We start from the raw sequence: 22,985 nt of genomic DNA on the forward strand, positions 1-22,985 counted from the left end.
ACGTGCACGACCTGATCGGCGACCGGACCCTGCGCGACCTGCTCGACGAGCGCACCGCCCGCAACCCGGAGAAGCCCTGGATCGTCTACGAGGACGCCGAGGGCGCCGTCACCGAGTACAGCTACCTGGAGATGTCGCGGCGCGTCGACGAGCTCGCCGCCGGGCTCGCGGCGCTCGGCGTCGGCAAGGGCGACCGGGTGACGATCCACCTGCGCAACAGCCCCGAGGTCATCGAGGCGTGGTTCGCCCTCGCGACGCTGGGCGCGGTGTTCGTGCCGTCGAACGTCGCGAACACGGCGGGGGAGATCCAGCACGTCGTCTCGTACTCGGAGTCGGTCGCGGTGATCACCCAGCCGCTGTTCGCCGACGTCGTCGCGGCCGCGGTCGCGCAGTGCCCGTCGGTGCGCCACACCCTGATGGCCCGCACCTCCACGGCGCCTTCGGGAACGCTGCTCCTCGACGCGCAGCGCCTCGCCGGCGCCACCCCGCCCGACAACGGCGTCACCGCCGACGACGTCGTCGAGATGATCTTCACCTCCGGCACGACGGCCCGCCCCAAGGGCGTGCTGCTCACCCACGCCAACGCGCTGCACTCCGGCGAGCGCTCGTCGCGGGCGCTGCTGCTCGACTCCTCCGAACGCTGCCTGACGTCGCTGCCGGTGTTCCACGTCAACGCCCAGTCGTTGACGGTGCTCTCGTCGCTGACCGTCGGCGGCACGGCGATCGTGCTGGAGGAGTACCGGGCCACCCGGTTCTGGGACCAGGTCCGCGCCCACAGGGCCACGCAGATCAGCCTCGTCGCGATGCAGGCCCGCACCCTGCTCGCCCAGCCCCCGCGCGACACCGACGCCGAGCACGACGTGCGTCGTGTCTTCTACGCCCTCAACATCACCGTCGACGAGCGCGACACCTTCGAGAAGCGCTACGGCGTCGAGCTCGTCAACGGCTACGGCCTGTCCGAGGCCATGACGCTCGTGACCGTCGCGCCGGTGTTCGGCCCCAAGCGCTGGCCGTCGATCGGGGTGCCGCTGCACGACCGCGTCGTCAAGCTCGTCGACGCCGAGGGCAACGAGGTCCGGCGCGGCGAGGTCGGCGAGATCGTCGTGCAGGGCCGGCCCGGCCGCACGCTGATGCTCGGCTACCACAACGACCCGGAGGCGACGGCCCGCACGCTCGTCGACGGGTGGCTGCACACCGGCGACAACGCCTACGTCGACGAGAAGGGCTACTTCTACTTCTTCGACCGCGGCAAGGACATGATCAAGCGCGCGGGGGAGAACGTGTCGACGGTCGAGGTCGAGTCGGTGCTGCTCGACCACCCGGAGATCGTCGAGGCCGCGGTGATCGGCGTCGTCGACCCGATCCGCGACGAGGCCGTCAAGGCGTTCGTCGCGCTGGCCGCGGGCAGCGCGCTCACCGTCGAGGCGATCCAGGAGCACTGCGCCACGAGGCTCGCCAAGTTCAAGGTGCCGACGATCGTCGACATCCGTGAGGAGCTGCCCAAGACCTCGATCGGCAAGATCGAGAAGAAGCTCCTGCGCGGCGAGGGGTAGGGCCGGCGGATGGACGGGGGGTCGTCGCGGCACCTGGAGATCGTCCAGGCGGCCGCGCGGCTGTTCGACGAGCGCGGCTACCACCACACGTCGATGGACGACATCGCCACGGCGGTGGGCATCAAGAAGCCGACCCTCTACCACCACGTCCCGAGCAAGGGCCGCATCCTCGTCTGGATCCACGACGACCTCGCCGACCGGCTGCTGACCAGGCTGCGGGAACGGATCGGCTCCGGGGCGCCGCCCGCGGCGATCCTGCTCGGCGTGCTCGAGGACCACCTGGAGCTGCTCGACCGCGAGCCGTCCAACCTGCGCTGCTACTACGAGCACCGCCGGGAGCTGCCGCCCGAGGACCAGGCCAACTCGCGGGCCCGTCGCGACGAGTACTTCGCGGCGACGCTGAAGGTGGTCGAGGACGGCGGTGCCCGCGGCGACTTCGCGGTCACCGACCCCCGGCTGACGACGCTCGCGTTCTTCGGCATCTGCAACTGGTCCTACCAGTGGTACCGGCCGGGTGGCGCGATGTCGGCGAAGGCGATCGCCGTCAGTTTCTGGCAGTGCTTCCTGTCGGGGGTCGCGGCGACGTGCACGGGGCCGGCTCCCTGAGAGGTAGGTCTCCCTCGGTGTGGTCCCACCTGGGGGTATGTTGTCGTCGTCACCACCCGACCGACTAGTCGGTCGAGTATCTGGAGGGGAACCCGATGCCCGACGCCCACCGCGCCACCGGCCCCGTGGGGCTGCCCACCGTCACCGCCGACGACGCCGCCCTGCGCGATGCGCTCGTCGCCGGGAACATCCCCACGCTGCTGCTCGTGCTGCGCACCCTCACCGGCGACCCGCGCTGGTTCTCCCCGCCGTACCGGCCCTCGCGCACGATCGCGATGAACGACAACGACACCGGCGGCCTGCCAGAGGAGATCCAGCAGGAGATCCGCGACGCCGTCCTCGACGTGCTGCGCGACCTGCGCGACGGCACCGGGGTGCTCGCCCCGCCGCCGCTCGACGGAGAGCTGATCGCGATGCTCAGCGAGTCGCTGGGCGAGCAGGTCCCCGCCGAGTACGCCGAGTCGATGGCCGAGGACGCCGGCTTCGTCCCCTCCGACGTCTTCGACGGCCCGCCCCTGGGCGCCGACCTCTCCGTTGTGATCATCGGTGCCGGCATCTCCGGCATCTGCGCCGGCACCGCACTGCGCCGCCTCGGCGTCGACGTCACGATCCTCGAACGCAACGACGACGTCGGCGGCACCTGGCTCGACAACGACTACCCCGGCGCCGGCGTCGACACCCCGAGCCACCTCTACGCGTTCTCCTTCGCGCCCTGGCCGAGCTGGACCCGCTACTACGCCAAGCAGCCCGAGATCCTCGACTACCTGCGCCGCGTCGCCGACCAGGAGGGCCTGCGCCCGCTCATCCGGTTCGGGACGGAGGTGCTCGGGGCGACCTGGGACTCGCCTTCTTCCACCTGGCGGGTCCGGGTCCGTTCTCGCGAGGGCGTCGTCTCGGAGATCGTGTCCGACGTGCTCGTCAGCTCCGTCGGCCAGCTCAACCGGCCCGTGATCCCCGCGCTGCCCGGGCTCGACACGTTCCCGGGCCCCGCGTTCCACACCGCCGAGTGGGACCACAGCGTCGACCTCGCCGGCAAGCGCGTCGGGGTTGTCGGCACGGGTGCGTCGGCGATGCAGGTCGTACCGACCATCGCCTCGGACGCAGGCTCGGTCGTGATCTTCCAGCGGTCGCCGCAGTGGGTGGCGCCCAACGGGAACTACCTGCGCGAGGTCGACCCCCGCACCCAGCTGCTGTTCGAGCAGGTCCCGTACTACCGGCCCTGGTACCGGCTGCGGCTGATGTGGATGTTCCAGGACAAGCTGCACCCGACGCTGCAGCGCGACCCCTCGTGGGAGGGCGCCGCAGACGGCCGCTCCATCAACGCCACCAACGACAAGCACCGCGAGTTCTTCACCCGCTACCTGCGCGAACAGCTCGGCGACCGCGACGACCTGATCGCGAAGTCGCTGCCCGACTACCCGCCCTACGGCAAGCGGATGCTGCTCGACTGCGACTGGTTCACCACCCTGCGCCGCGACGACGTCTCGCTCGTCACCTCGGGCGTCGCCGCGATCGACGGCTCCACGGTCGTCACCGACGACGGCGGCCGCCACGACGTCGACGTCCTCGTCTTCGCGACGGGCTTCTCCGCGCGGAAGATGCTGCACCCCTTGGACATCCGCGGCCGCTCGGGCGAGTCGCTGCGCGAGCGCTGGGGCGACGACGACGCCTGGGCGCACCTGGGCATCGAGGTGCCCGACTTCCCCAACCTGTTCCTGATGTACGGGCCCAACACCAACCTCGGCCACGGCGGCTCGACGATGTTCCACGCCGAGTGCCAGGTGCACTACATGGTCGAGCTGCTGCGCGCGATGGTCGCCGCCGACGTCGCCGCGGTCGAGGTGCGCCCGCAGGTGTGCGAGGACTACGTCGCCCGCGTCGACGCCGCCCACGAGAACATGATCTGGACCCACCCCGGCATGAGCACCTGGTACCGCAACGCCGCGGGCCGCGTCGTCACCAACAGTCCGTGGAAGCTGCAGGACTACTGGACGATGACGCGCCGTCCGTCGCTCGACGAGCACCTCGTGACGCCGGCGCGTCAGAGGTCGTCGAAGGGCGTGGCGTAGCGGAACGCGCCCCACGGGGCGTCGTCGTCGAGGGCCAGGACCTGGAAGTGCACCCCCCATGCCGGGTCCGGCGCCTCGATCCCGACGGTCCGGGCGTCGACGAACCCGAAGCGCCCGTAGAAGTTCGGGTCCCCGAGCAGCCCGACGAGCCGCTCCCCGCGGGTGCGGGCGGCGTCGACGGCGGCGGTGACGAGCGCGCTCCCGATCCCGTTGCCCTGTGCGCCGGGCAGCACACCGATCGGTCCGAGCCCCAGCGCCTCGGTCTCGCCGACGTGGGCCCGGGTGCAGATGACGTGCCCCACAACCTGTGAGTGGCGATGGTCGCTATCGCGACCATCACCACTCACGACCGCGACCAGGGAGAACTTCGGCAGGTACCAGGCGCCGCCGCGGAGCCGGTCGGTCAGGGCAGCCTCGATCGCCGGGCTCCCGTCGGGCGGGGCGAACGCGGCGAGATGGACGGCGCGGACGGCGTCGTGGTCGGCGGGGGTCTCGGGGCGGATCAGCACGTCGCACATCGTCGAGGGGCCGGACCGTGGTGTCGACCGGATTACCCGATGCCCGACTGCACGAACGGCCCTTTCCCGCAACTCGGCTGCGGGAAAGGGCCGTTCGGGCACGACGCGTGCGGTCGTGAGTGGCGATAGTCGCTCCAGCGACTATCGCCACTCACAGGGGCTCACGGGGTGATGACGACCTTCAGCGCCTGGTTCGCGGCGGCGTTCTTGAAGACGTCGTAGGCCTCGTCGATCTGGTCGAACGTGAAGCGGTGCGTGCCCATCTTCTCCGCCGGGATGCGGCCGCTCGCCACCATCTTCAGCAGCGTCGGGATCGACACCGTGTCGACCAGCCCCATGGTCAGCGTGACGTTGCTGATCCACATGTCCTGCATCGGCAGCTCCACCGGCGTCCCGTGCACGCCGACGTTGGCGATCGTGCCGCCGGGCCGGACGAGCGAGGCCGCGGTCAGCAGCGTCTCCGGGTAGCCGACGGCCTCGATCGCGACGTCGACCCCCAGACCGTCGGTGAGCGCGGTGACGTCGCCGACCGTGCCGGGCCCGACCTCGACGGCGTCGGTCGCGCCGAACTCCAGGGCCTTCTCCAGCCGGAACTTGTTGGAGTCGATCGCGATGACGCGCGAGGCGCCCCACAGCCCGGTCGTGAGGACCGCGGAGAGACCGACCGCGCCGGCGCCGACCACCGCGACCGTGTCGCCCGGGCGCACCCGGCCGGCGAGGACGCCGACCTCGTAGCCGGTGGGCAGCGAGTCGGCGAGGAAGATCGCCTGCTCGTCGGACACGCTCTCGGGCACCTTGTAGAGCGAGGTGTCGGCGTAGGGGACGCGGACGAACTCGGCCTGGGTGCCGTCGATGAGGTGGCCGAAGATCCAGCCGATCCCGCCGACGGTCTGGCAGTGCGACGGCATCCCGCGCTGGCAGTACTCGCAGCGGCCGCACTTGGTGATGGCCGGGACGAGGACGCGGTCACCGACGGCGAACCCGCTGACCGCGTCACCGACCGCCGTGATCGTGCCGACGGCCTCGTGGCCGAGGATGCGCCCGTCGGTCACGGCGGGCACGTCGCCCTGCAGGATGTGCAGGTCGGTGCCGCAGATCGTGGTCGTGTCGACCCGGACGACGACGTCGGTCGGGTCCTGCACCGCCGCGTCGGGGACGTCCTCCCAGGCCTTGTCGTCCGGGCCGTGGTAGACCAGTGCCTTCATCTGCTCACTCCGTCGGTCGAAGTAGTGGGGTCGATCGCAGGGCTGCCGGGGCGTCGGCGTCACCGACGCTAGTGACGCAGCACACCGGTCGGTGTCCCGTTCTGGGACCATCTCCGCGCCGCGCGCGCGACCGGCAGGACCCGAGTGACCCGGGGACGGGACACTCAGCCGATGTAGGAGATCCCGAAGGCGTCGATCTTGCGGTACAGCGACGAGCGCGCGATCCCGAGCATCTCCGCCGCCTTGTAGCGGTTGCCGCGGGCCTCGTAGAGCGCCTGGATGATCACGTCGCACTGGGCGGCCTCGAGCATCGACATCCGCGGCGCCCGGTGCGCGAAGCACGACGGCGGCAGGTCCGGCGCCTGGATGACCCCGACCGGTTTGCGGGCGACGACGTAGCGCAGCACGTCCTCCAGCTCGCGGACGTTGCCCGGCCACGCGTAGCCCTCCAGCACCCGCACGACCTGCATGCTCAACGTCAGCGACCGCCCGCCCGCGAGGCCGTGCAGGATCGACATCGCGATGTCGCCCAGCTCGTCCGCGCGGTAACGCAGCGCCGGCACCCGGACCGTCTCGTGGAAGTGCCGCAGCAGCAGCCCGTACGGGCGGGTCGCGTCGGCCGACGCGGTGTCGATGCACCCCGCCACGACCAGCGGGTCCGGCATCGCGACCAGGGTGCGCAGCGACTCGTCGAGACGGCGGGCGGCGACGGGGGAGAGCAGGTTCATCTGGCGCAGCACGAGCAGCCGGGGGCGGTCACCGGGCTCGCGGGCGACGCGGTCGAGCGGGTCGGGACCGCCCGTCGAGTCGCCGATCCGGGAACAGTCGACGACGTGCACCATCGCCGACGGGTGCGCCCGCCGGAACTGCCCCACCACCAGGGTCTGCTTGCCGACGCCCGCCTCCCCGATCAGCAGCTGGTGCCGCCGGCGACCGACGGCGGCCGCGACCTCGTGCCGCGCCCGCAGATAGGGGGAGAGCAGCTCGCGGTTGGCGCGCATCCGGGCCTCGGCGTGCAGCCGCGCGGAGTGGTCGCCGCCGCGCAGGTCGGCGGCGTAGTCGCGGCGCGTCGTCGGGGCGACGTGCGAACCCTGCCTGCGGACGGCCTCGGGGACGCTCGCCCGGGTGGCGTGGTCGATCGGGCCGCCGGCGACGACGCAGCCGACGACCACCCCCGAGTCGGTCACGGGTTCGACGGCGAGCCCCGCGCAGTGCCCGGACGGCAGGTCGACGTGCTGGTCGCCGGCGTCGGCCTCACCCAGGACGGCGGCGGCGAGGGTCAGGTCGGCGAGCGCGCGCTGGTCGTCGTGTCCGAGCCGGCGCACGCCCGGGCAGGTGAGCAGCACGTCGCCGTCGGTGGCGAGCACCCACTCCGCACCGGCGTCGCGGGCCGCGGCGAACCCGCGGTGGACCAGCAGGCCCCGCCGGTGCGCGCGGTCGGCGACGGCCTGGGCGACGCGGTCGGCGAGCAGCCCCGCGAGCGCTGTCGTGGTGTCGTCGGCGTGCGCGGCGTGGCGGAGTACGACGACCGCGTCCGGGGGCGCTCCGTCGTCCCGGTGGACCCTCGCGGCCGCCTCGGACAGCCAGGTCAGCTCCGGGTGCAGGTGCTCGGGCCCGTCGACCCGCACGACGGCCGCGGCACCGGGGAGCAGCGCCGCGGCCGTCGTGGCGACGTCGGTCTCCGCGTAGCGGAAACCCGGGGTGAACAGCACCCCGTCGAGCAGCGCCGCCAGCGCGGGATCGCCGTCGTGGCGGACCCGGACGACCCCGTCGTGGTCGACCAGCGCCACCGAGCACCGGGGGCGCGGGGTGAGCGCGAAGAACGCGCCGAACACCTCGTCGGCCTCCGCGACCGCCGACCGGCCGGGCTCGTGCCCGACGTAGCAGGCCTCGACCGAGTCGAGGCGCACGCGGGCGTCGACCGCGCGCAGCCACGACGCGAGTACCTCGGGGCGCACGGCCTCGGACGCCGGGTCGATGCGACCTGTGCGTCGGAACCGCTGGGCGGCGGCCTCGACGCCGGTGGGGTCCACCGATCCAGGCTAGGGCGGGTCGGCGCCGGACCGGCCGATCGTCGCAGGTTGCGACACATTCCGTTCGGCCGCGGCCCGCTCTCTCCATCGAGCGTGTCACCAGCGCCGGTGCGCAGCGCTCACGACACGTTCGCCAGCGGTTGCCGGGCCGAGCGTGTCACCAGCGCCGGCGCGCAGCGCTCACGACACGTTCGGTGGGAGGCGGGCGCGCGGGGGCCGATCTCCGTCACGGACAACCACACCCCGCGCCGTTGTCCCCGCGGGACAGCGTCGCGGCTCACAGCCGGAGCTACCGTCGGACGCAGCGGCGGAGGGAGCCACGATGGCGGGCAGCGGTGCGCTCGGGATGATCGAGACCAAGGGTCTGGTGGGTGCGATCGAGGCCGCGGACGCGATGGTCAAGGCCGCGAACGTCGAGGTCGAGGGCTACCGGACGTTGCGCAACGGGCAGGTGTCGGTGCTGGTGCGCGGCGACGTCGGGGCCGTCAAGGCCGCCGTCGACGCCGGTGCCGCCGCGGCCGCCCGGGTCGGCGAGCTCTACACCTCGCACGTCATCCCGCGCCCGCACGGCGAGACCGAGGGCGTCATCGGCCAGGCGGTCGTCCCGCTCGACTAGAGCTTCAGCCCGGCTCGGCGCCGTCGTCGGTCGCGGTCTGGTTGACCTGCAGCAGCCGCAGCGCGAAGTCGGCGCGCATCCGGTCCTCGTGGCGGCTCAGGTCCAGCCCGGTGAGCTGGCGGATGCGCTCCAGCCGGTAGCGCAGCGTCTTGTGGTGCACGAACAGCCGCTCCGCCGCGACCCGCTGTGAGCAGTCGGCGTCAAAGAACGCGCGCAGCGTGCGGATGAGCGCGCCGTCGTTGTCGCGGTCGTAGGCCACGAGCGGGCCGGTGACGTCGTCGATGAAGGTCTGCAGGTCGGGGTCGTCGCCGGAACCGAGCAGCAGCCGCACGATGCCGAGCTCCTCGTAGAGGAACGCGTTCTCCCCGCCGAGGCGGCGCGCCGCCGACAGGGCGGTGCGGGCCTCGTTCCAGGCGCCGGGCAGGTCGACGACGTCACCGTGCTCCCGGCTGATGCCCCAGGTCATGCGCAGGTCGGGCCACTCGGTGTGCACGGCCGCGGAGAACGCGTTGACCAGGTCCTTCGCCTCGCTGCGGTCGAGGTCGGAGGCGATCGCGACGAGCAGGTCACCGCGCAGGCTCGCCAGGCCCAGCCCGCGACCGTCGTCGAGGGTGCGGACGGTGCGCAGCACCTGGCGGCGCAGCCGTTCGGTGCCGGAGGTGTCCCATCCGTGCTCGGCGGCGAGGTCCTCGACGTTCTCGATGCGCCCGTGTACGACGCGCAGCGCGCCGGTGAGCGCGAGGCCCAGCTGCTGGGCGCGGGTGCGGGCGGCGAGCCGGTGCTCGACGGGTCCCTGCAACAGGTCCCACAGCACCTGCTCGATGGCCTCGGCGCGGGCCCGGCTGGCGGCGCGTTCGCGCAGCAGCGCCAGGGAACAGGCCATCGCGACCTGCCCGGCGGTGGCCTCCATCGTCTCGTCGGAGCCGCCGCCGGGAAGCAGGACGACCTGCCCGACCTGGTCGCCGTCGGCGTAGACGGGACGGGTCCAGCTGCGGTCGGCCGCCGTGGTGCGGCGCCGCCGGTTCGGCCGCCCGACGGTCGCGGGCAGCGACGACACCAGCCGTCGGCCGCTGTGCGAGGCGAGCAGCGTGCCGTCGGGGCCGTAGACCCCGATCTCGCAGTCGAGCTCCGCGGCGACGGTGCGCACGATCGACGGCAGCCCGCCGCCCTCGACGACCGTCGTGAGCAGGTCGTGCTGCAGCCGTGAGCTGCGGTCGAGCACCGACACCTGGTGTTGCAGCGCGTCGCGGGCGCGTTCGGCGTCGGCTCGGGCGGCGGCCTGCTCGTCGTGCAGGCGGGCGTTGTCGATCGCGACCGTCGCGAAGTCGGCGAGGGTGACCATGCGGCGCACGTCGCGGTCGGTGAAGGTCGACCGGCGGCGCCGCCACACCTCGAGCACGCCGACGAACTCACCCTGCAGCCGCATCGGCACGGCCAGCGCCGACCGGGTCTCCTCCTTCTCGGCCAGCGACATGAAGTCGTTGCTGATCGTCTCGTCGTCGAGATAGGAGTCGATCTTCGCCGGCTCCCCGGTGAGGAACACGAGCCCGGCGACCCCCTGGCCGCGGTGCATGCGCAGCCGGGCGGTCTCGGCGACCCGGTTGCCGACGCACGCGCGCATCCGCACGATGTCGTCCTCGCGGAGCATGACGCCGCAGATGTCGGAGTCCAGCAGCCGCAGGGTGCGTTCGGCGATGGTGTGCAGCGCCTGGTCGACGTCGCGGGCCGTCAGCAGCTGGGCGACGACCTCGCGCACGGCCTCGCCCTCGGCGTCGGAGTCCTCGACGCGGCCGGTGGCCGAGCGTCCGGCCAGCGCGAGGGACAGCCACACACACGTCTGACGCAGCAGCCCGCGGGTGCCGGGATCGATGTCGAGGCCGGGATCCCAGCACAGCGCGACCGTGGTGCCGGGGGGCACGACGAGCCCGCGCCGGTCGGCCCGCCGGGCGGGCGGTCCGGCGGGGGGCAGCCCGGCCAGCCCGGTGCCGGCACCCGCGAGCGCCCGCCAGCCGTCGTCCGCCCAGGCGGCGACGGTCACGGGAGTGCCGATGAGCAGTGACGCGTGCGCGGCGACGTCCCCGGCCGCGGCGGCGACGTCGGCGGGCACCGACTCCAGCAGACCGGCGAGGCCGGGGCGGCCCGCGGCCCGGGGGACCGGCAGCTGCCGGGATCCGGCTGATGTCATGTCACCCCCGGCCCGGTCAGGTCGCGATCAGCGTCTTGAGGGTACGTCGCTGCGCCATCGCCCGGTACGCGTCGGGGACGTCGTCGAGGGAGACGGTCCCGTCGGCGACGACCGTCGGGTCCAGGACGCCGGAGGCCACGAGCGCGACGAGCGCCTCCCCGTCGCGCATCAGGTTGCCGATCGCGAAGCGCAGCGTCAGCTCGTCGGCGAAGGCCCGGGCGACGGGCAGCGCGAACGCGTCGTCGGTGTGCACGCCGACGGAGACGATCGTGCCACGACGTCTGACCAGGGAGAACGCGGTGTCGAGCCCGCGGGGGCCGCCGACGGCGTCGACCACCGCGTCGGCGCCGCGGCCGTCGGTCAGGCCGGTGACGACATCGGCCGCGCCGGCGGGGTCGGCGACGACCGCGCCCTCCCGGGAGGCCAGCGCCCGGCGCTCGGCGACGGGTTCGACGACCACGACGGTCCCCGCACCGCAGGCCTGCGCGGTCAGGCTGGTCAGCTGTCCGACCGGTCCGCCCCCGATGACGACGACGGTGTCGCCGGGGGTGAGCTCGGCGCGCCGCACGGCGGCGTAGCCGGTGGCGAGGGTGTCGCCGAGGAAGACGGCGGCGTCGAGCCCGATCCCGGCGGGCACGGGCCGCAGCACGGTGTCGGCGAAGGGCACGCGCACGAGCTCGGCCTGGCTGCCCGCGAGGGGAGGTCCGTAGGCGGCGCCGGTGCCGAAGAACCGCCGCTGCGGGCACTCCCAGTGGTCGCCGCGGCGGCACCACCAGCACGTCCCGCACGCGGTGAAGTCGGCGCCGACGACGAGGTCCCCGACGGCGTGCCCCCGCACCGCGGGACCGGTCTCGACGATCTCGCCGACGAACTCGTGTCCCAGCACGCTGCCGCGGGGGAGGTGCTCGCCGTGGGCGACGGCGTGCAGGTCGGTGCCGCACACCGCCGCGCGGCGCACCCGCACGACCGCGTCGGCGGGGTCGTCGAGCAGCGGTTCGGCGACCGACTCGACGCTCACCTCGCCGTCACCGGCGTAGAGGACGGCTTTCATGCCAGCGCGCCCAGCCGCTCTCCGATGCGGGCCGCCGCGTCGCGCAGCGCGGCCAGCTCGGCGGGCCGCAGGTCGATCTCGACGATGCCCTCCACGCCGCGGCGCCCGAGCCGGGCGGGCAGCCCGACGTAGACGTCGCGGATGTCGTAGCTGCCGTCGGCCAGCACCGCGGCGGGCATGACCTCGCCGCGGTCGGCGACCATCGCGAGCACCATCCGCGCCGCGGACATCCCGGGAGCCATGAACGCGCTGCCCGAGCGCAGCAGCCCGACCACCTCCGCGCCGGAGCCACGGGCGCGGTCGACGGCGGCGTCGAGGTCGGCGGGCCCGACGCGCTCCAGTATCGGCCGTCCGCCCGCAGTGGCCTGCGACAACGGGATGACCATCTCCTCGCCGTGGCTGCCGAGTGCGAGTGCGGCGACACCGTCGGCGGGCCCGGCTCCGGCCAGCGAGGCGAGCGCCTGGAACCGCGCGGTGTCGAGCACCCCGGCCATCCCGACGACCCGCTGCGACGGGAACCCCGAGGACGTCCAGGCGTGCTGGGTCATCTCGTCGAGCGGGTTGGTGACGACGACGATCACCGCGTCCGGTGACGTCCGCGCGACCCGGGACGCGACGTCGCCGACGATCGCGGCGTTCGTCGCGATGAGGTCGGAGCGGCTCATCCCCGGTGTGCGGGGCTTTCCGGCCGTGAGCACGACGTAGTCGGCACGACCCGCCTCCTCGACGGTCCCGACGCCACGGACGCGGGTGGTGAACCCGCTGAGCGCGGCGGTGTGGGTGAGGTCGAGCGCGATGCCGGCGGCGCGGCCCTCGTCGATGTCGACGAGGACGACCTCGTCGAACGTGTCGGCGTCGGCCAGGCGCATCGCGGCGATCATGCCGACGTTCCCGGCGCCCACGACGACGACGCGGCCGACCCGCCCGCCCGCGGCGGCGCGGCCGGGACCGGTCGGGGCGGCGCCGGGAGCGGACGCAGCGTGGCCGGGAGTGTGCGAGCGCGCAGGCGAGCGGCCGATCGGGGCGCCGCGGCGGTAGAGCGCCCCGGACGGCGGGCGCACCGGTCGCGGCGCGGACCCGAGCGCCGCCGACAACGCGGCCGGTGCCGGGCTCAGCGGCGCAGCGGTCGGCGCGGCGGTCGGCGCGGGGGCGGGGACGACGACCGTCGGCCGGGCCGCGGTGGTCGCAGAGGTGGCCGCCGGGGGTCCGGCAGGGGAGCCGACGACGATCTCCACCCCCAGCTCCCGGGCCCGTTCCCGGGCCAGCGGGGTGACGACGTCACGAGTCCCGACGTGGACGACGCCGGCCCCGGCTGCCTCGTCGACCGCAGCCGCACCCCACACGGTCATCGCCGGTCCTCCCGGCCGTGCATGCCCTCCAGCGCGGCGACGGCCGCGTCGCGGGCCGTCTGCACCTCGCTCTCGGTGCCCGACAGGAACATCCGCCCGAACCGGCCCACGGCGCGCAGCTCGATCACGGTGATCGACGCCGCCTTCTCCGCCTCGTTGGCCGCGACGGAGATGTACGCGGCCGGGGCGACCTCCATGACGAACAGGCTCTGCCCCGGCATGAGCATGGATCCCTTGCGCCACTTGTTGAGCAGCTGCGCCTGGTAGGGATGGACGTTGGTGATGAACTGCGTCGACGCGATCGTCGGGCGGATGCGGTCGGCCTCGGTCATGCCCAGCTCGTCGAGCACCGCCTGCCCGGAGGCGAGCACCTCGGCCTGCTGCTCGGAGTGGATCTCCAGCAGCCCGAACTCGCGCTCGATGATCTGCAGCGCCGGGCGCACCCCGGCGGCCTTGAGGGCGATGTCGGCGGCGCGGAACACCTCGTTGCCGGGGGCCATCTCGATGTAGAGCTCGGCCATCCCGGCGAGCGGCACGTCGCCGGGGCTGGTGGCGGCGATGTGCGCCGCGCACTGGGGCTGCATGCGGTCGACGAAGGCGTAGGTGCGCAGCGTCGGCGCCGGGTTCGAGGTGCTCACAGGGCCGACCTCGCGATCCCGACCGGGGTGATCAGCAGGGCGTGCGGGTAGGTCACGACGGTTCGCTCCAGGTAGCCGGCCAGCACGTCACCCGCGCCGGGGATCATCAGTGCGCCGCCCGCGAGGTGCAGCGGCAGGTCCTCGTGCCCGACGGTCAGCGCGCGCACGTTCTCCGCGATCCGCTGCAGCCCGGGCACGAGGACGGGCAGGGCCTCGCGCGGGTTCGCGCGCTTGTACGGTTCGGCCTCCTCCAGCGCGACGCCGAGCGCTCCCGCCAGCACGAGATCGAGGTGGTGGCCGCCGCCGGCCCGGTCGTCGAGACGCACGAGCGCGCCGTCGCGGTAGACGCCGACGCCGGTCGACCCACCACCCACGTCGACGACGACCCCGTCCCGCACGTCGAGGGTGCGCTGGGCCGCGGCGACCTCGTCGACGAGCGCGACCTCGTCGAAACCCGCTGCCTCGCAGACGAAGGTGCAGGCGCGGGCGTCGGCGACCGGGATGCACGGCGGATAGGCGGTCGCCGCGGAGGCCAGCTCGGTGCCGAGGGCCTCCTGCGCGGCGTCACGCAGGTCGCGGACGGTCGCGGCGGCCCGCGCGAAGTCGACGACGACACCGTCGGCCAGCGCGCCCGAGGGGCGGCTGTCGACCCACACCGGCCGGTCGCCCGCCAGCACGACGAGCACGCAGCTGGCGGTGCCGAGGTCGACGCCGACCTGCAGTGGCTCGCCGTCGATGCTGCCGGCGACCCCGGTCGCGGCGACCGCGGCGGCGTCGTCGAGGAGGCGGTGCACGCCGGTGAGGAGCATCTACAGCTCCACCGGGTCGTAGACGGTCCGCCACGGCCGCACCTCGTGCGCGATCCGCTTGATGTTGATCAGGTGCAGCGGCGTCACGTTGTCCGAGCAGATCGAGCCGCTCCACGTGCCCGTGCCGAGCTGGAACGAGGGATCGACCTCCGTCGAGAACCCCATGCCGCCGAACAACGCCGGGGTGTTGACGACGATCCGCCCCGCCGGGAGCGCCCCGAACGGCGCGATCTCCTCCGGGTCCGACGCGTGCACCGCGGTGGTGTGGCCCTCGCCGTCGAGGGCGAGGATCTCGCGGCAGCGCCGCAGACCCGCCGCGGGATCGGGCACCTGGTAGACCGACAGGACCGGTCCGAGGATCTCCCGCGACAGCGGCGTGTCCGCGCCGACGGCGTCGAGCTTGCAGGCCAGCACCCGTGTCGTCGACGGGACGCCGAACCCGGCCAGCTCGGCGAGCTTGATCGCGGTCTGCCCCACCGAGTCCGGGCGCAGCGCGCCGCGCTCGTCGAACAGCACCCGCACGAGCGCTGCCTGCTGCGGAGCGTTCATCCAGTAGGCGCCGCGGGCCTCGAACGCGGTCAGGAACGCGGGCGCGACCTCGTCCACGACGACGACCGACTGCTCGGCGACGCAGGCCGTCCCGTTGTCGAACGACTTCGAGGTGATGATCATCTCGGCGGCCTCGGCCGGGTCGGGCACGCTGACGCCGACGTAGGCCGGCACGTTCCCGGCGCCGACGGCGATCGTTGGCTTCCCGCTGGAGTAGGCCGCCCGGACCATGCCGGGCCCGCCCGTCGCCAGGACGAGCGCGATCTCCTTGCGGCTCATGAGCTCCCGGGTGGCGGGCAGGGTCGGGTTCTCCAGGCAGGAGATCAGGCCCTCCGGGGCACCCGCCGCCACCGCGGCCCGCGCCATGACCTCCGCGGCACGCAGCGTGCAGCGGGCGGCACGCGGGTGCGGCGCGAGCACGATCGCGTTGCCCGACTTCACCGCGGCCAGGCACTTGAACAGCGCCGTCGACGTCGGGTTCGTGACCGGGATGATCCCCGCGATCACGCCCATCGGGCAGCCGACGGCCGTCACCCGGGCCTCGTCGTCGACCCACAGGACGCCGACGGCGCGGCGCTCCAGCATCCAGCGCGCGACGAAGCCCGTGTTGTAGCGGTTCTTGTGGATCTTGTGCTCGTAGACGCCGTACCCGGTCTCGTCGACGGCGAGCCGGGCCAGCTCCTCGGCCGCGGCGGTCCCGGCCCGGGCCATGGCCCGCACCCAGCCGTCGAGCGTGTCCTGGTCGGTGCCCTCGAGCTGCTCGAAGGCGCGCCGAGCGGCCCGGGCCTTCACGCGGACGTCTGCGAGGCCGGCCAGATCGGCGTCCAGTGCTGCGGTCATCTCCCACCTCGGAGGTCGGACGGACGTGCGGGCACGGCGGGGCCGCGGGACACCTGGGATCGGCGCCCGCTACCCGTGCGCCGGGTCAGCTCTTCGGGCGGGTGAGGACCGCGAGGATGCCCTCGGTCTCGTCGTGCGGGCGGGGGATGACGTGCACGGACACGACCTCGCCCGCCTTGCCCGCGGCGACCGCGCCCGCGTCGGTGGCGGCCTTCACCGCGCCGACGTCGCCACGCACCATGACCGTGACCAGGCCGCCGCCGATCTCGCGGTGCCCGACGATCTGCACGTTCGCGGCCTTGACCATCGCGTCGGCGGCCTCGATGGCGCCGACCAGGCCCTTCGTCTCGATCAGGCCCAGCGCGCCGCGCGGCGTCGCTGGTGCGGCAGGGGTTCCCGCGGCGGTGGTCGCCATGTCGTCCTCCATGTCGGTGTGCTGAGTGCTCGGGTGGCTCAGGACTTGCGGTAGCTCACGGTTCCCGAGCGGATCACGGTGTCGGCGATGGCGACGACCGCGCGGTCGGTCGGGGCGTCGGCGCCGGCGGCAACCCGTGCGGCGCCTCCCGTCGCGACGAGGACCACCTCGCCCACCCCGGCACCGACGACGTCGACGGCCACGTAGGCCGTCCCGCTCGTCTCCTCCGGGTCGGCGTCCTCGGCGTCCTGCACCAGCAGCAGGGTGAACCGCTCGAGTCCGGGGTCCTTCACCGTCGAGACGACCTGGCCCAGCACCTTGGCCAGCTGCATGCCCGGTCACCCCCGTCGGTCGGCGGGCCGCACCCGGCGGCTCCGCTGGCCGAACGGTAAGGCGGCCCGCGTCGCGGCTGCGTTATCCCGGACGGACAACGTCTCCGGGTGTCGTTGTCCCCGGACGTACTGGCCGCAGCTCCCGGACCGACGAGACTGGTCGGACACGACGCCGCCGTGCCAGGAGGTTCACCGGTGATCCGCCCCGAGGACGCGCAGTTCCACGCCCCGACCAGCGACGACCCCCTGTGGGCCGAGACCAACTACTTCGGCCTCTACGCGGGCCAGGACACCGACCGGCCGATGAACATCGGCGTGTACGGGCTGTTCCGCGAGCCCCTCGGCGTCGTCGGGTCGACGGTGTCGGTCAACAGCCGCCGCGTCACGATGCCCTGGGCCGCCGACTACTGGGACGCCTGGGAGCACCTCGTCGTCCCGCAGCCGTCGAACCTGCTCGACTACACCCTCGCCAACGGGCTGCACGTCGTCTGCTCCGAGCCCAACAAGGTCTGGGACGTCGACTACTCCGACGCCGCCGCCGACCTCGAGCTGCACTTCCGCTACACCGCGCTCATGGAGCCCTACGACATCAACGACCCCGACCAGGACCCCAAGGCCGCCGGCCGGGACATGAACAAGACCTGGGGCCACGCCTACGCCGGGCACTTCGACCAGACCGGGCACTTCGAGGGCGAGATCCGCCTGCGCGGCACCACCACACCCATCGACTGCGTGTCCACGATGGACCACAGCTGGGGGGTGCGCGCCGAACGGCAGACGTCGCGGCTGAGCTGGATGCACGCCCACGTCGGCCCCGACCTCGCGCTGCACGCCCTGTTCGACTTCACCACCGACAACGGCCCCGACGGCCCCTCCCCGCTGACGATGACCCACGGCTACGTCCTCGACAACGGCGTCGTCCGCGGGCTCGCGTCCGGGTCGGGGGAGACGACGCGCTCCGGCCTCTACCCCGAGCACATCGAGATCACCGTGGCCGACGCCGAGGGCCGCACCTGGGACGCCACCGGCGACGCGTTGACGACGTTCCCCTGGCAGTCCCAGCCCGGCGTCGTCGGCCACAACAGCCTGCTGCGCTGGACCCTCGACGGCCGGACCGCCTACGGCGAGTGCATGGACTTCGTCGGCATGGGGGAGCTCGGCCGCGTCTACGACCGCGTGCACGCCGCCGCCGCGGGCGTGTGAGCCGACGGTGAGCGCCCCGCCGGTCCAGGCGGTGATCTTCGACCTCGACGGCACCCTCGTCCAGACGCGCATCGCGTCCTGGGAGGTCTTCGAGAAGCTCAACCGGCGACACGACCTGGGCGTCGACGAACCCGAGCAGTACTTCGACCTGTTCCGCGGCAACATCTACGACTCGATCGCGAAGCTGTGCCGCGACGAGGCGCACGCCACGCTCGTCCGCGACGAGTTCCTGCACCTGCTGCGCAGCGAGTACACCCCGCCGCTCGTGCCCGGGGTCGCCGACGTGGTGCGCCGGCTCGCTTCCTCGTCCACCCTGGCGGTCATGTCGTCGAATGCCATGCAGGTGCTGCGGCGCGTGCTCACCGCCAACGACCTGGCGTTCTGCTTCGCCCACGTCTTCGGCGGCGACGTCACCCCCGACAAGCGGACCGCCATGCGCACCTTCCTCGCCGACCCCGGCAGCGGCTTCGGCCGCCGCTGCGCCGCCGACTACGACGAGGCCGGCCTCCGGCCCCTGCCCGATCCCGCCGCCACCGTGCTGGTCACCGACACCGCGGGCGACGTCCGCGACGGGGTCGAGGTCGGCATCCGCGTCGTCGGGGTGGCGTGGGGAATGCACAGCGTCGAGGAGCTGACCGCGGCCGGCGCCGAGTTCGTCGCCCTGTGGCCGCAGGAGATCACCGCGCACCTGTTGGGCGACACCGCCTCCGAGCCCGCAACGGGCGCCTGCGCGGTAGAGCCTGTGAGCGGGAATAGTCGCCATGGCGACTATTCCCGCTCACGAGGGCCGGACGAGCGTGTTCGTGCCGCGTCGGTGCGCCGGGAACGCCGCCGGGCTGCGGTGCCCGTGTCGCCTGCCGCCCCGCCCTCTCCTGCCGCCCCGCCCCCCTCTGCCGCCCCGCCCTCGTCCGCCCCGCCCTCGTCCGCCCCGTCGCACCCCTCTGCCGATGCCGAGCTCCTCGACGCCGTCCGACGGGTGGTGCGACGGTGACCGACCCCTCGCCCGTCACCGAGAGAGGCCTCGACGGCGCGTTCAACTTCCGCGACCTCGGCGGCCTGCGCGCCGGCGCCGGCGCGCACGTCCGGACCGGCGTCCTGTTCCGCAGCGACACCCTCCAGGCCCTCACCCCCGCCGACGTCGCGCACCTCACCGAACGCCTGCGCCTCGAGCTGATCGTCGACCTGCGGATCGGGCCGGAGGCCGTCTCCGAGGGCCGCGGCCCCATGGCCGAGGTGCCCGTCAGCTACCTCAACGCCCCGCTGCGCGACCTGCCCGTCTCCGACCTCCCGCCGCACGAGCAGAGCCTGCAGTTCTACCTCGAACACGTGGAGTCGCCGACCTCGGTGCTCTCCACGGTCGTGCGGATCGTCGCCGCCATGGCCGGGCGCCCGGTGCTGCTGCACTGCGCCGCGGGCAAGGACCGCACCGGTCTCGTCGTCGCCCTGCTGCTAGGGCTGCTCGGCGTCGACGACGAGGACATCGTCGCCGACTACCTGCGCTCCGGGCTCAACATGCCGCGCATCAAGGAGCGGTTCCTGGGCTGGCCGCGCTACCGCGACCACATGGCGACGGTTCCCGGTGAGGTCTACGACGCGCTGGAGTACACGATCCGCGGCTTCCTCGCCGAGCTCGACACCCGCTTCGGCGGCGCCCGGCAGTGGGCCCACGAACGCGGTATCGCGGACGCCGACCTGGACCGTCTCCGCGCGGGCCTGCTCACCTGAGGTCCTGCCCCGCGACCCACCTCGCGCGCAACCTCACTGTCGTGATCCGGGCGCCGGACGACCGTGAGGTTGCGCGCGGTGTGAGGGTGAACCCCACTCCGCGCGCAACCCGATGGTGGTTCGGCGTCCAGGACGACCGTGAGGGTGCGCGCGGGGTGAGGTCGCGGGGCTACTGCAGCGCCGCCTTGCCCAGGGCCAGGCGCACGGGACGGACCTCGCCGACGTCGACGGCGAAACGTCGGAACCCCAGGGCGTAGAGCTGCGCGACCATCTGCTCCGAGACTCGCCCCGACAGTCGCATCCCGACCCGGCACCCCGCGTCCTGCGCGGCGGCGACCCGCACCAGCAGGTCCTCCACGGCCGGGTCCAGCGCCACCCGCGGATCGCAGGAGAGCAGCCCGCGGCGGACGTAGCCGTCGAGCGGCTCGGCGGTGAGCAGGTGCCGGGCGGGGATGCCGAACACGGCGGCCTGCAGCGTCCGGACCTCGACCCACAGCACGTCGCCGGCGGCCGCGATCTCCTTGGCCGCGAACGCCGCCCGCGGCCCGGTGACGTAGGCGCCCACCCCCACCGGCGAACCCGTGCCCAGCTCGCGCAGGGCAGCGGCCTCGGCGGCGTCGGTGAGGTGCCGGACGGCGAGGTGCACCCGGGCGGCGCCCGCGGCCCGCTCCAGCCCCCGCAGCTGCGCCTCGACGAGCGCGGGCCGCCCGAGCGGCACGGTCAGCTCCGGGTGCCGCGTCGTGAGAGCGGTCTGCTGCAGCAGCTCGCGGGCCTCGTCGGCGACGAGGTCGATCGCGCGGACCCCGATCTCGACGTCGCCCGCTGCCGCGAGGAGCGGCGCGAACTCGGTGGCGACGAGGTCGGCGACCCCGTCGAGAGCGGTGGCCCCGTCGTCGGCCAGCAGGTGCGAGACCAGCCCGTCGAGGTGCCCGGTAGCGACGAGGACGTCGTCGATCGCGGTGACCAGCCCGGACGCGCCGGCGTCGCGGGCGTCCGAGACGTCCGACGGCAGCGTGACCCGCGCCAGCACCTCGGCACCGGCGCCGTCGGAGGCCATCGCCAGCAGGTCGCCGAGCGCGCCGGTGGCGGCGGCGGGCGTCGACACCGCGAAGCGGCCCGCGAACAGTTCGCCGGTGGACCCGTCGAGGGAGACCTCGTCGCCCTCGTGCAGGGTCCGGCCGTCGACGTGCAGGGTCCGGGCGGTCTCGTCGACACGCAACGCACCCGCGCCGACGACGCACGTCGTCCCCAGCGCCCGGGCGACGACGGCGGCGTGGCTGGTCGAGCCGCCGGTGGCGGTGACGATGCCCTGGGCCGCGATCATGCCGTGCAGGTCGGCGGGGCTGGTCACGGTCCGCGCCAGCACGACGTCCTCGCCCGCGGCGGCCCGTTCGCCGGCCCGGTCGGGGTCGAGCACCAGCACACCGCTGACCTGGCCGGGGCAGGCGCCGATGCCCGTCGTCAGTACGCGGCCCTCGGCGCGGGCCCGGGCGACGTCGGCGTCGGCGAACCCGGGCCGCTGCACCTGCCGGACCTGCTCGGCGCTGACCCCGCGCAGCGCGGCGGCGGGCGCGGCCAGGCCCTCGGCGACGAGGTCGGCCGCGATCCGGACGGCCGCTTCGGGGGTGCGCTTGGCGCTGCGCACCTGCAGCAGGTAGAGCGTCCCGCGTTCGACGGTGAACTCGATGTCGAGGACGTCGCCCTGCGCACGTTCCAGCCCGTCGCAGGTCGCGCGCAGCTCGGCCAGCACGTCGGGGGCGAGTGCCTCGGCCACGGGGTCGGGGGTGCGGGTCCCGGCAACGACGTCCTCACCCTGGCTGTGCGCGAGGTACTCGCCGAACAGCCCGGGCTCGCCGGTCACCGGGTTGCGGGTGAACACGACGCCGGAGCCGGAGTCGTCGGACAGGTTGCCGAACACCATGGACTGCACGACGACGGCGGTGCCCAGGTCGTGGGGGATGCCGTGGAAGTCGCGGTAGGTGCGGGCGCGGCGGGTGTTCCAGGAGCGGAAGACGGCCTCGATCGCCCCGACGAGCTGCTCGCGGGGATCCGCGGGGACGGACTCGCCGAGCAGCGTCTCCTCGCAGGCCGCCCAGATGCGGTCGTACACCGCGCCGGGGTCCTCGCCCGGGTCGACGGCGGCGACGAGGGCGTCGACGCCCTCGCCGGGGTCGAGCGCGTCGAGCACGGTCTCGGCGTACATGGCGTGGAAGCGGGCGACGACGTCGGCGACGAAGCGGCTGTCGCCGGTGGCCTCGGCGAGCGCGACGGCGGCCGCCCGGTCGAGACCGAGGTTGAGGATCGTGTCCATCATCCCCGGCATCGAGATCGGCGCGCCGGAGCGGACGGACAGCAGCAGCGGGACGGGCCCACCACCGAACGTCTTGCCGGCCGTCGACTCCAGCGCCGCGAGCCGGCCCCGGACCTCGTCGACGAGACCGTCGGGCAACGAGGAGGCGCCGAGGTATGCGCGGCACGCGTCGGTGCCGATGACGTACCCGGGCGGCACCCGCAGGCCCTGACGGGTCATCCGGGCGAGCCCGGAACCCTTGCCGCCCAAGCGGTCGACGTCCGCGGGATCGGCCTCGTCGAAGGCGATGGTGAACGCGGTCATTCGGTCCGTTCCCGGCCGAGCGTGCGCAGCAGGTCCTCGTGGAACTCGAACCAGACGTTGTGCACGGAGTCGAGCGTCGGCGACGAGACGTACTCGTGCTCGCCCCGGTCGATGCGGTCGACGGCGGCGGCGAAGCGTGCCGGGTAGGTGCCGAACCGCGGATCGTGGCCGGCGAGTGCCTCGAGCAGCGGGCCGAGCCGGGCGATCAGCTTGTCCAGCCGCGCGATGACCTTGTCGTCGTACTCGGAGTCGGAGTGGTCGTTGGCGACCTTCCGGCCGCCGACGTCGATCTGCTGCCACGACGACATCGTCGTCAGGAACTGGGAGTTGACGGTCTCGAAACGGTCGACGAGCGCCGCGACATCGGCATCCTCGCGGACCGCGGCGTATCGGAGCGCGGCGGCCGAGGCGAGCGCGGGCTCGGCACCGTCGGTCGGCAGGGCGGCGCCGCCGGCGACGACGACGAGGCCCTGCGCGGCGAGCCGGTCGAACGCGGCCTCGACGTCGGCCTGCGCGACCCCGGAGGCCGCGGCGACGGCGGGTGCGGTGGCCATCTTCTTCAGTGCGACGACGTTGAGGACGTCGTAGTCGGTCTTGTCGGACACGGTCGCGCTCATGGCTGCCCTCTCACAGCAGGACCGGGCGGCGCGGCGGGGGTCCGCCGCGCCGCCCGGG

20 protein-coding genes are annotated in these 22,985 nt (G+C 73.7%); 7 read left to right on the plus strand and 13 right to left on the minus strand.

Annotation, left to right across the window (positions count from 1 at the left end; genetic code table 11):
- Positions 1 to 2 precede the first annotated feature (2 nt).
- From PSU4_RS09365 to PSU4_RS09375, 3 genes are all read left to right on the plus strand, one after another.
- On the plus strand, positions 3 to 1,553 hold the full coding sequence (locus PSU4_RS09365) for an AMP-binding protein (protein WP_147105031.1): 1,551 nt from the start codon (positions 3 to 5) through the stop codon (positions 1,551 to 1,553).
- A 9-nt stretch (positions 1,554 to 1,562) separates the two neighbouring features.
- Positions 1,563 to 2,159 (plus strand): TetR/AcrR family transcriptional regulator, encoded by a 597-nt coding sequence (locus PSU4_RS09370; RefSeq protein WP_147105034.1) that lies wholly within the window; start codon positions 1,563 to 1,565, stop codon positions 2,157 to 2,159.
- Between the two features lie 95 nt (positions 2,160 to 2,254).
- Complete coding sequence (locus tag PSU4_RS09375; protein WP_147105037.1) at positions 2,255 to 4,228, plus strand: flavin-containing monooxygenase; 1,974 nt, start codon at positions 2,255 to 2,257, stop codon at positions 4,226 to 4,228.
- Here the strand turns inward: PSU4_RS09375 and PSU4_RS09380 are convergent.
- The 3 genes from PSU4_RS09380 to PSU4_RS09390 form a co-directional block, all read right to left on the minus strand.
- The gene (locus PSU4_RS09380; RefSeq protein ID WP_147105040.1) at positions 4,201 to 4,737 is read right to left on the minus strand and encodes a GNAT family N-acetyltransferase; all 537 of its coding nucleotides are present in this window, start codon (positions 4,735 to 4,737) and stop codon (positions 4,201 to 4,203) included. The genes PSU4_RS09375 and PSU4_RS09380 overlap by 28 nt on opposite strands.
- Before the next feature lie 170 nt (positions 4,738 to 4,907).
- Entirely contained in the window at positions 4,908 to 5,951 is a 1,044-nt protein-coding gene (locus tag PSU4_RS09385) for an alcohol dehydrogenase catalytic domain-containing protein (RefSeq protein WP_147105042.1), read from the minus strand.
- Positions 5,952 to 6,115: 164 nt separating this feature from the next.
- Positions 6,116 to 7,984: a helix-turn-helix domain-containing protein gene (locus tag PSU4_RS09390; protein WP_147105045.1), complete on the minus strand. Its 1,869-nt coding sequence runs from the start codon at positions 7,982 to 7,984 to the stop codon at positions 6,116 to 6,118.
- Between the two features lie 322 nt (positions 7,985 to 8,306).
- Between PSU4_RS09390 and PSU4_RS09395 the strand changes: the two genes are divergently transcribed.
- Entirely contained in the window at positions 8,307 to 8,600 is a 294-nt protein-coding gene (locus PSU4_RS09395; RefSeq protein ID WP_147105048.1) for a BMC domain-containing protein, read from the plus strand.
- A 4-nt stretch (positions 8,601 to 8,604) separates the two neighbouring features.
- On the opposite strand, the gene PSU4_RS09400 is transcribed toward PSU4_RS09395, so the two are convergent.
- From PSU4_RS09400 to PSU4_RS09435, 8 genes are all read right to left on the minus strand, one after another.
- A complete protein-coding gene (locus tag PSU4_RS09400) occupies positions 8,605 to 10,785 on the minus strand; it encodes a helix-turn-helix domain-containing protein (protein ID WP_147105051.1) in 2,181 nt (726 codons plus the stop codon).
- A 16-nt stretch (positions 10,786 to 10,801) separates the two neighbouring features.
- Positions 10,802 to 11,836, minus strand: coding sequence for an alcohol dehydrogenase catalytic domain-containing protein (locus PSU4_RS09405; protein ID WP_147105054.1), 1,035 nt, complete (start codon positions 11,834 to 11,836; stop codon positions 10,802 to 10,804).
- The gene (locus PSU4_RS09410) at positions 11,833 to 13,185 is read right to left on the minus strand and encodes a malate dehydrogenase (protein WP_147105057.1); all 1,353 of its coding nucleotides are present in this window, start codon (positions 13,183 to 13,185) and stop codon (positions 11,833 to 11,835) included. Before PSU4_RS09410 ends, PSU4_RS09405 begins: the two co-directional genes overlap by 4 nt.
- Entirely contained in the window at positions 13,182 to 13,823 is a 642-nt protein-coding gene (locus PSU4_RS09415; RefSeq protein ID WP_147105060.1) for a BMC domain-containing protein, read from the minus strand. The genes PSU4_RS09410 and PSU4_RS09415 overlap by 4 nt, the downstream gene beginning before the upstream one ends.
- Entirely contained in the window at positions 13,820 to 14,632 is an 813-nt protein-coding gene (gene eutJ / locus PSU4_RS09420) for an ethanolamine utilization protein EutJ (protein ID WP_147105064.1), read from the minus strand. The genes PSU4_RS09415 and eutJ overlap by 4 nt, the downstream gene beginning before the upstream one ends.
- Positions 14,633 to 16,021, minus strand: a complete 1,389-nt coding sequence (locus PSU4_RS09425; protein ID WP_147105068.1) for an aldehyde dehydrogenase family protein — start codon at positions 16,019 to 16,021, stop codon at positions 14,633 to 14,635. It abuts the gene before it with no gap.
- Between the two features lie 85 nt (positions 16,022 to 16,106).
- The gene (locus tag PSU4_RS09430) at positions 16,107 to 16,436 is read right to left on the minus strand and encodes a BMC domain-containing protein (protein ID WP_147105070.1); all 330 of its coding nucleotides are present in this window, start codon (positions 16,434 to 16,436) and stop codon (positions 16,107 to 16,109) included.
- A gap of 38 nt (positions 16,437 to 16,474) precedes the next feature.
- Positions 16,475 to 16,768: a EutN/CcmL family microcompartment protein gene (locus PSU4_RS09435; protein WP_147105073.1), complete on the minus strand. Its 294-nt coding sequence runs from the start codon at positions 16,766 to 16,768 to the stop codon at positions 16,475 to 16,477.
- Between the two features lie 195 nt (positions 16,769 to 16,963).
- On the opposite strand from PSU4_RS09435, the gene PSU4_RS09440 reads away from it, so the two are divergent.
- The 3 genes from PSU4_RS09440 to PSU4_RS09450 are packed head-to-tail and all read left to right on the plus strand — an operon-like array spanning position 16,964 to position 19,696.
- Positions 16,964 to 17,971 (plus strand): DUF7064 domain-containing protein, encoded by a 1,008-nt coding sequence (locus PSU4_RS09440; RefSeq protein ID WP_147105076.1) that lies wholly within the window; start codon positions 16,964 to 16,966, stop codon positions 17,969 to 17,971.
- Positions 17,972 to 17,978: 7 nt separating this feature from the next.
- Entirely contained in the window at positions 17,979 to 18,962 is a 984-nt protein-coding gene (locus PSU4_RS09445) for an HAD family hydrolase (protein ID WP_147105080.1), read from the plus strand.
- Positions 18,959 to 19,696 carry a tyrosine-protein phosphatase gene (locus PSU4_RS09450; RefSeq protein ID WP_147105083.1) on the plus strand — a complete coding sequence of 246 codons (738 nt, stop codon included), beginning with the start codon at positions 18,959 to 18,961 and terminating at the stop codon, positions 19,694 to 19,696. The genes PSU4_RS09445 and PSU4_RS09450 overlap by 4 nt, the downstream gene beginning before the upstream one ends.
- A gap of 169 nt (positions 19,697 to 19,865) precedes the next feature.
- Here the strand turns inward: PSU4_RS09450 and PSU4_RS09455 are convergent, their stop codons facing one another.
- Positions 19,866 to 22,310: a pyruvate, phosphate dikinase gene (locus PSU4_RS09455; protein WP_147105086.1), complete on the minus strand. Its 2,445-nt coding sequence runs from the start codon at positions 22,308 to 22,310 to the stop codon at positions 19,866 to 19,868.
- The coding region (locus PSU4_RS09460; protein WP_246115014.1) for a hypothetical protein at positions 22,307 to 22,985 on the minus strand (679 nt) is incomplete at its 5' end. The genes PSU4_RS09460 and PSU4_RS09455, both read right to left, overlap by 4 nt.

Origin of the sequence: Pseudonocardia sulfidoxydans NBRC 16205 (genome assembly GCF_007989085.1) — a bacterium.
GTDB lineage: Bacteria > Actinomycetota > Actinomycetes > Mycobacteriales > Pseudonocardiaceae > Pseudonocardia > Pseudonocardia sulfidoxydans.

Excerpts from the sequence above, each read along its gene's own strand:
- PSU4_RS09395 (WP_147105048.1), top strand. The coding sequence starts at position 8,307 with ATGGCGGGCAGCGGTGCGCTCGGGATGATCGAGACCAAGGGTCTGGTG.
- PSU4_RS09370 (WP_147105034.1), top strand. The coding sequence starts at position 1,563 with ATGGACGGGGGGTCGTCGCGGCACCTGGAGATCGTCCAGGCGGCCGCG.
- PSU4_RS09430 (WP_147105070.1), bottom strand. The coding sequence starts at position 16,436 with ATGGCGACCACCGCCGCGGGAACCCCTGCCGCACCAGCGACGCCGCGC.
- PSU4_RS09410 (WP_147105057.1), bottom strand. The coding sequence starts at position 13,185 with ATGACCGTGTGGGGTGCGGCTGCGGTCGACGAGGCAGCCGGGGCCGGC.
- PSU4_RS09375 (WP_147105037.1), top strand. The coding sequence starts at position 2,255 with ATGCCCGACGCCCACCGCGCCACCGGCCCCGTGGGGCTGCCCACCGTC.
- PSU4_RS09405 (WP_147105054.1), bottom strand. The coding sequence starts at position 11,836 with ATGAAAGCCGTCCTCTACGCCGGTGACGGCGAGGTGAGCGTCGAGTCG.
- PSU4_RS09455 (WP_147105086.1), bottom strand. The coding sequence starts at position 22,310 with ATGACCGCGTTCACCATCGCCTTCGACGAGGCCGATCCCGCGGACGTC.
- PSU4_RS09385 (WP_147105042.1), bottom strand. The coding sequence starts at position 5,951 with ATGAAGGCACTGGTCTACCACGGCCCGGACGACAAGGCCTGGGAGGAC.
- PSU4_RS09425 (WP_147105068.1), bottom strand. The coding sequence starts at position 16,021 with ATGACCGCAGCACTGGACGCCGATCTGGCCGGCCTCGCAGACGTCCGC.
- PSU4_RS09400 (WP_147105051.1), bottom strand. The coding sequence starts at position 10,785 with ATGACATCAGCCGGATCCCGGCAGCTGCCGGTCCCCCGGGCCGCGGGC.
- eutJ (WP_147105064.1), bottom strand. The coding sequence starts at position 14,632 with ATGCTCCTCACCGGCGTGCACCGCCTCCTCGACGACGCCGCCGCGGTC.
- PSU4_RS09435 (WP_147105073.1), bottom strand. The coding sequence starts at position 16,768 with ATGCAGCTGGCCAAGGTGCTGGGCCAGGTCGTCTCGACGGTGAAGGAC.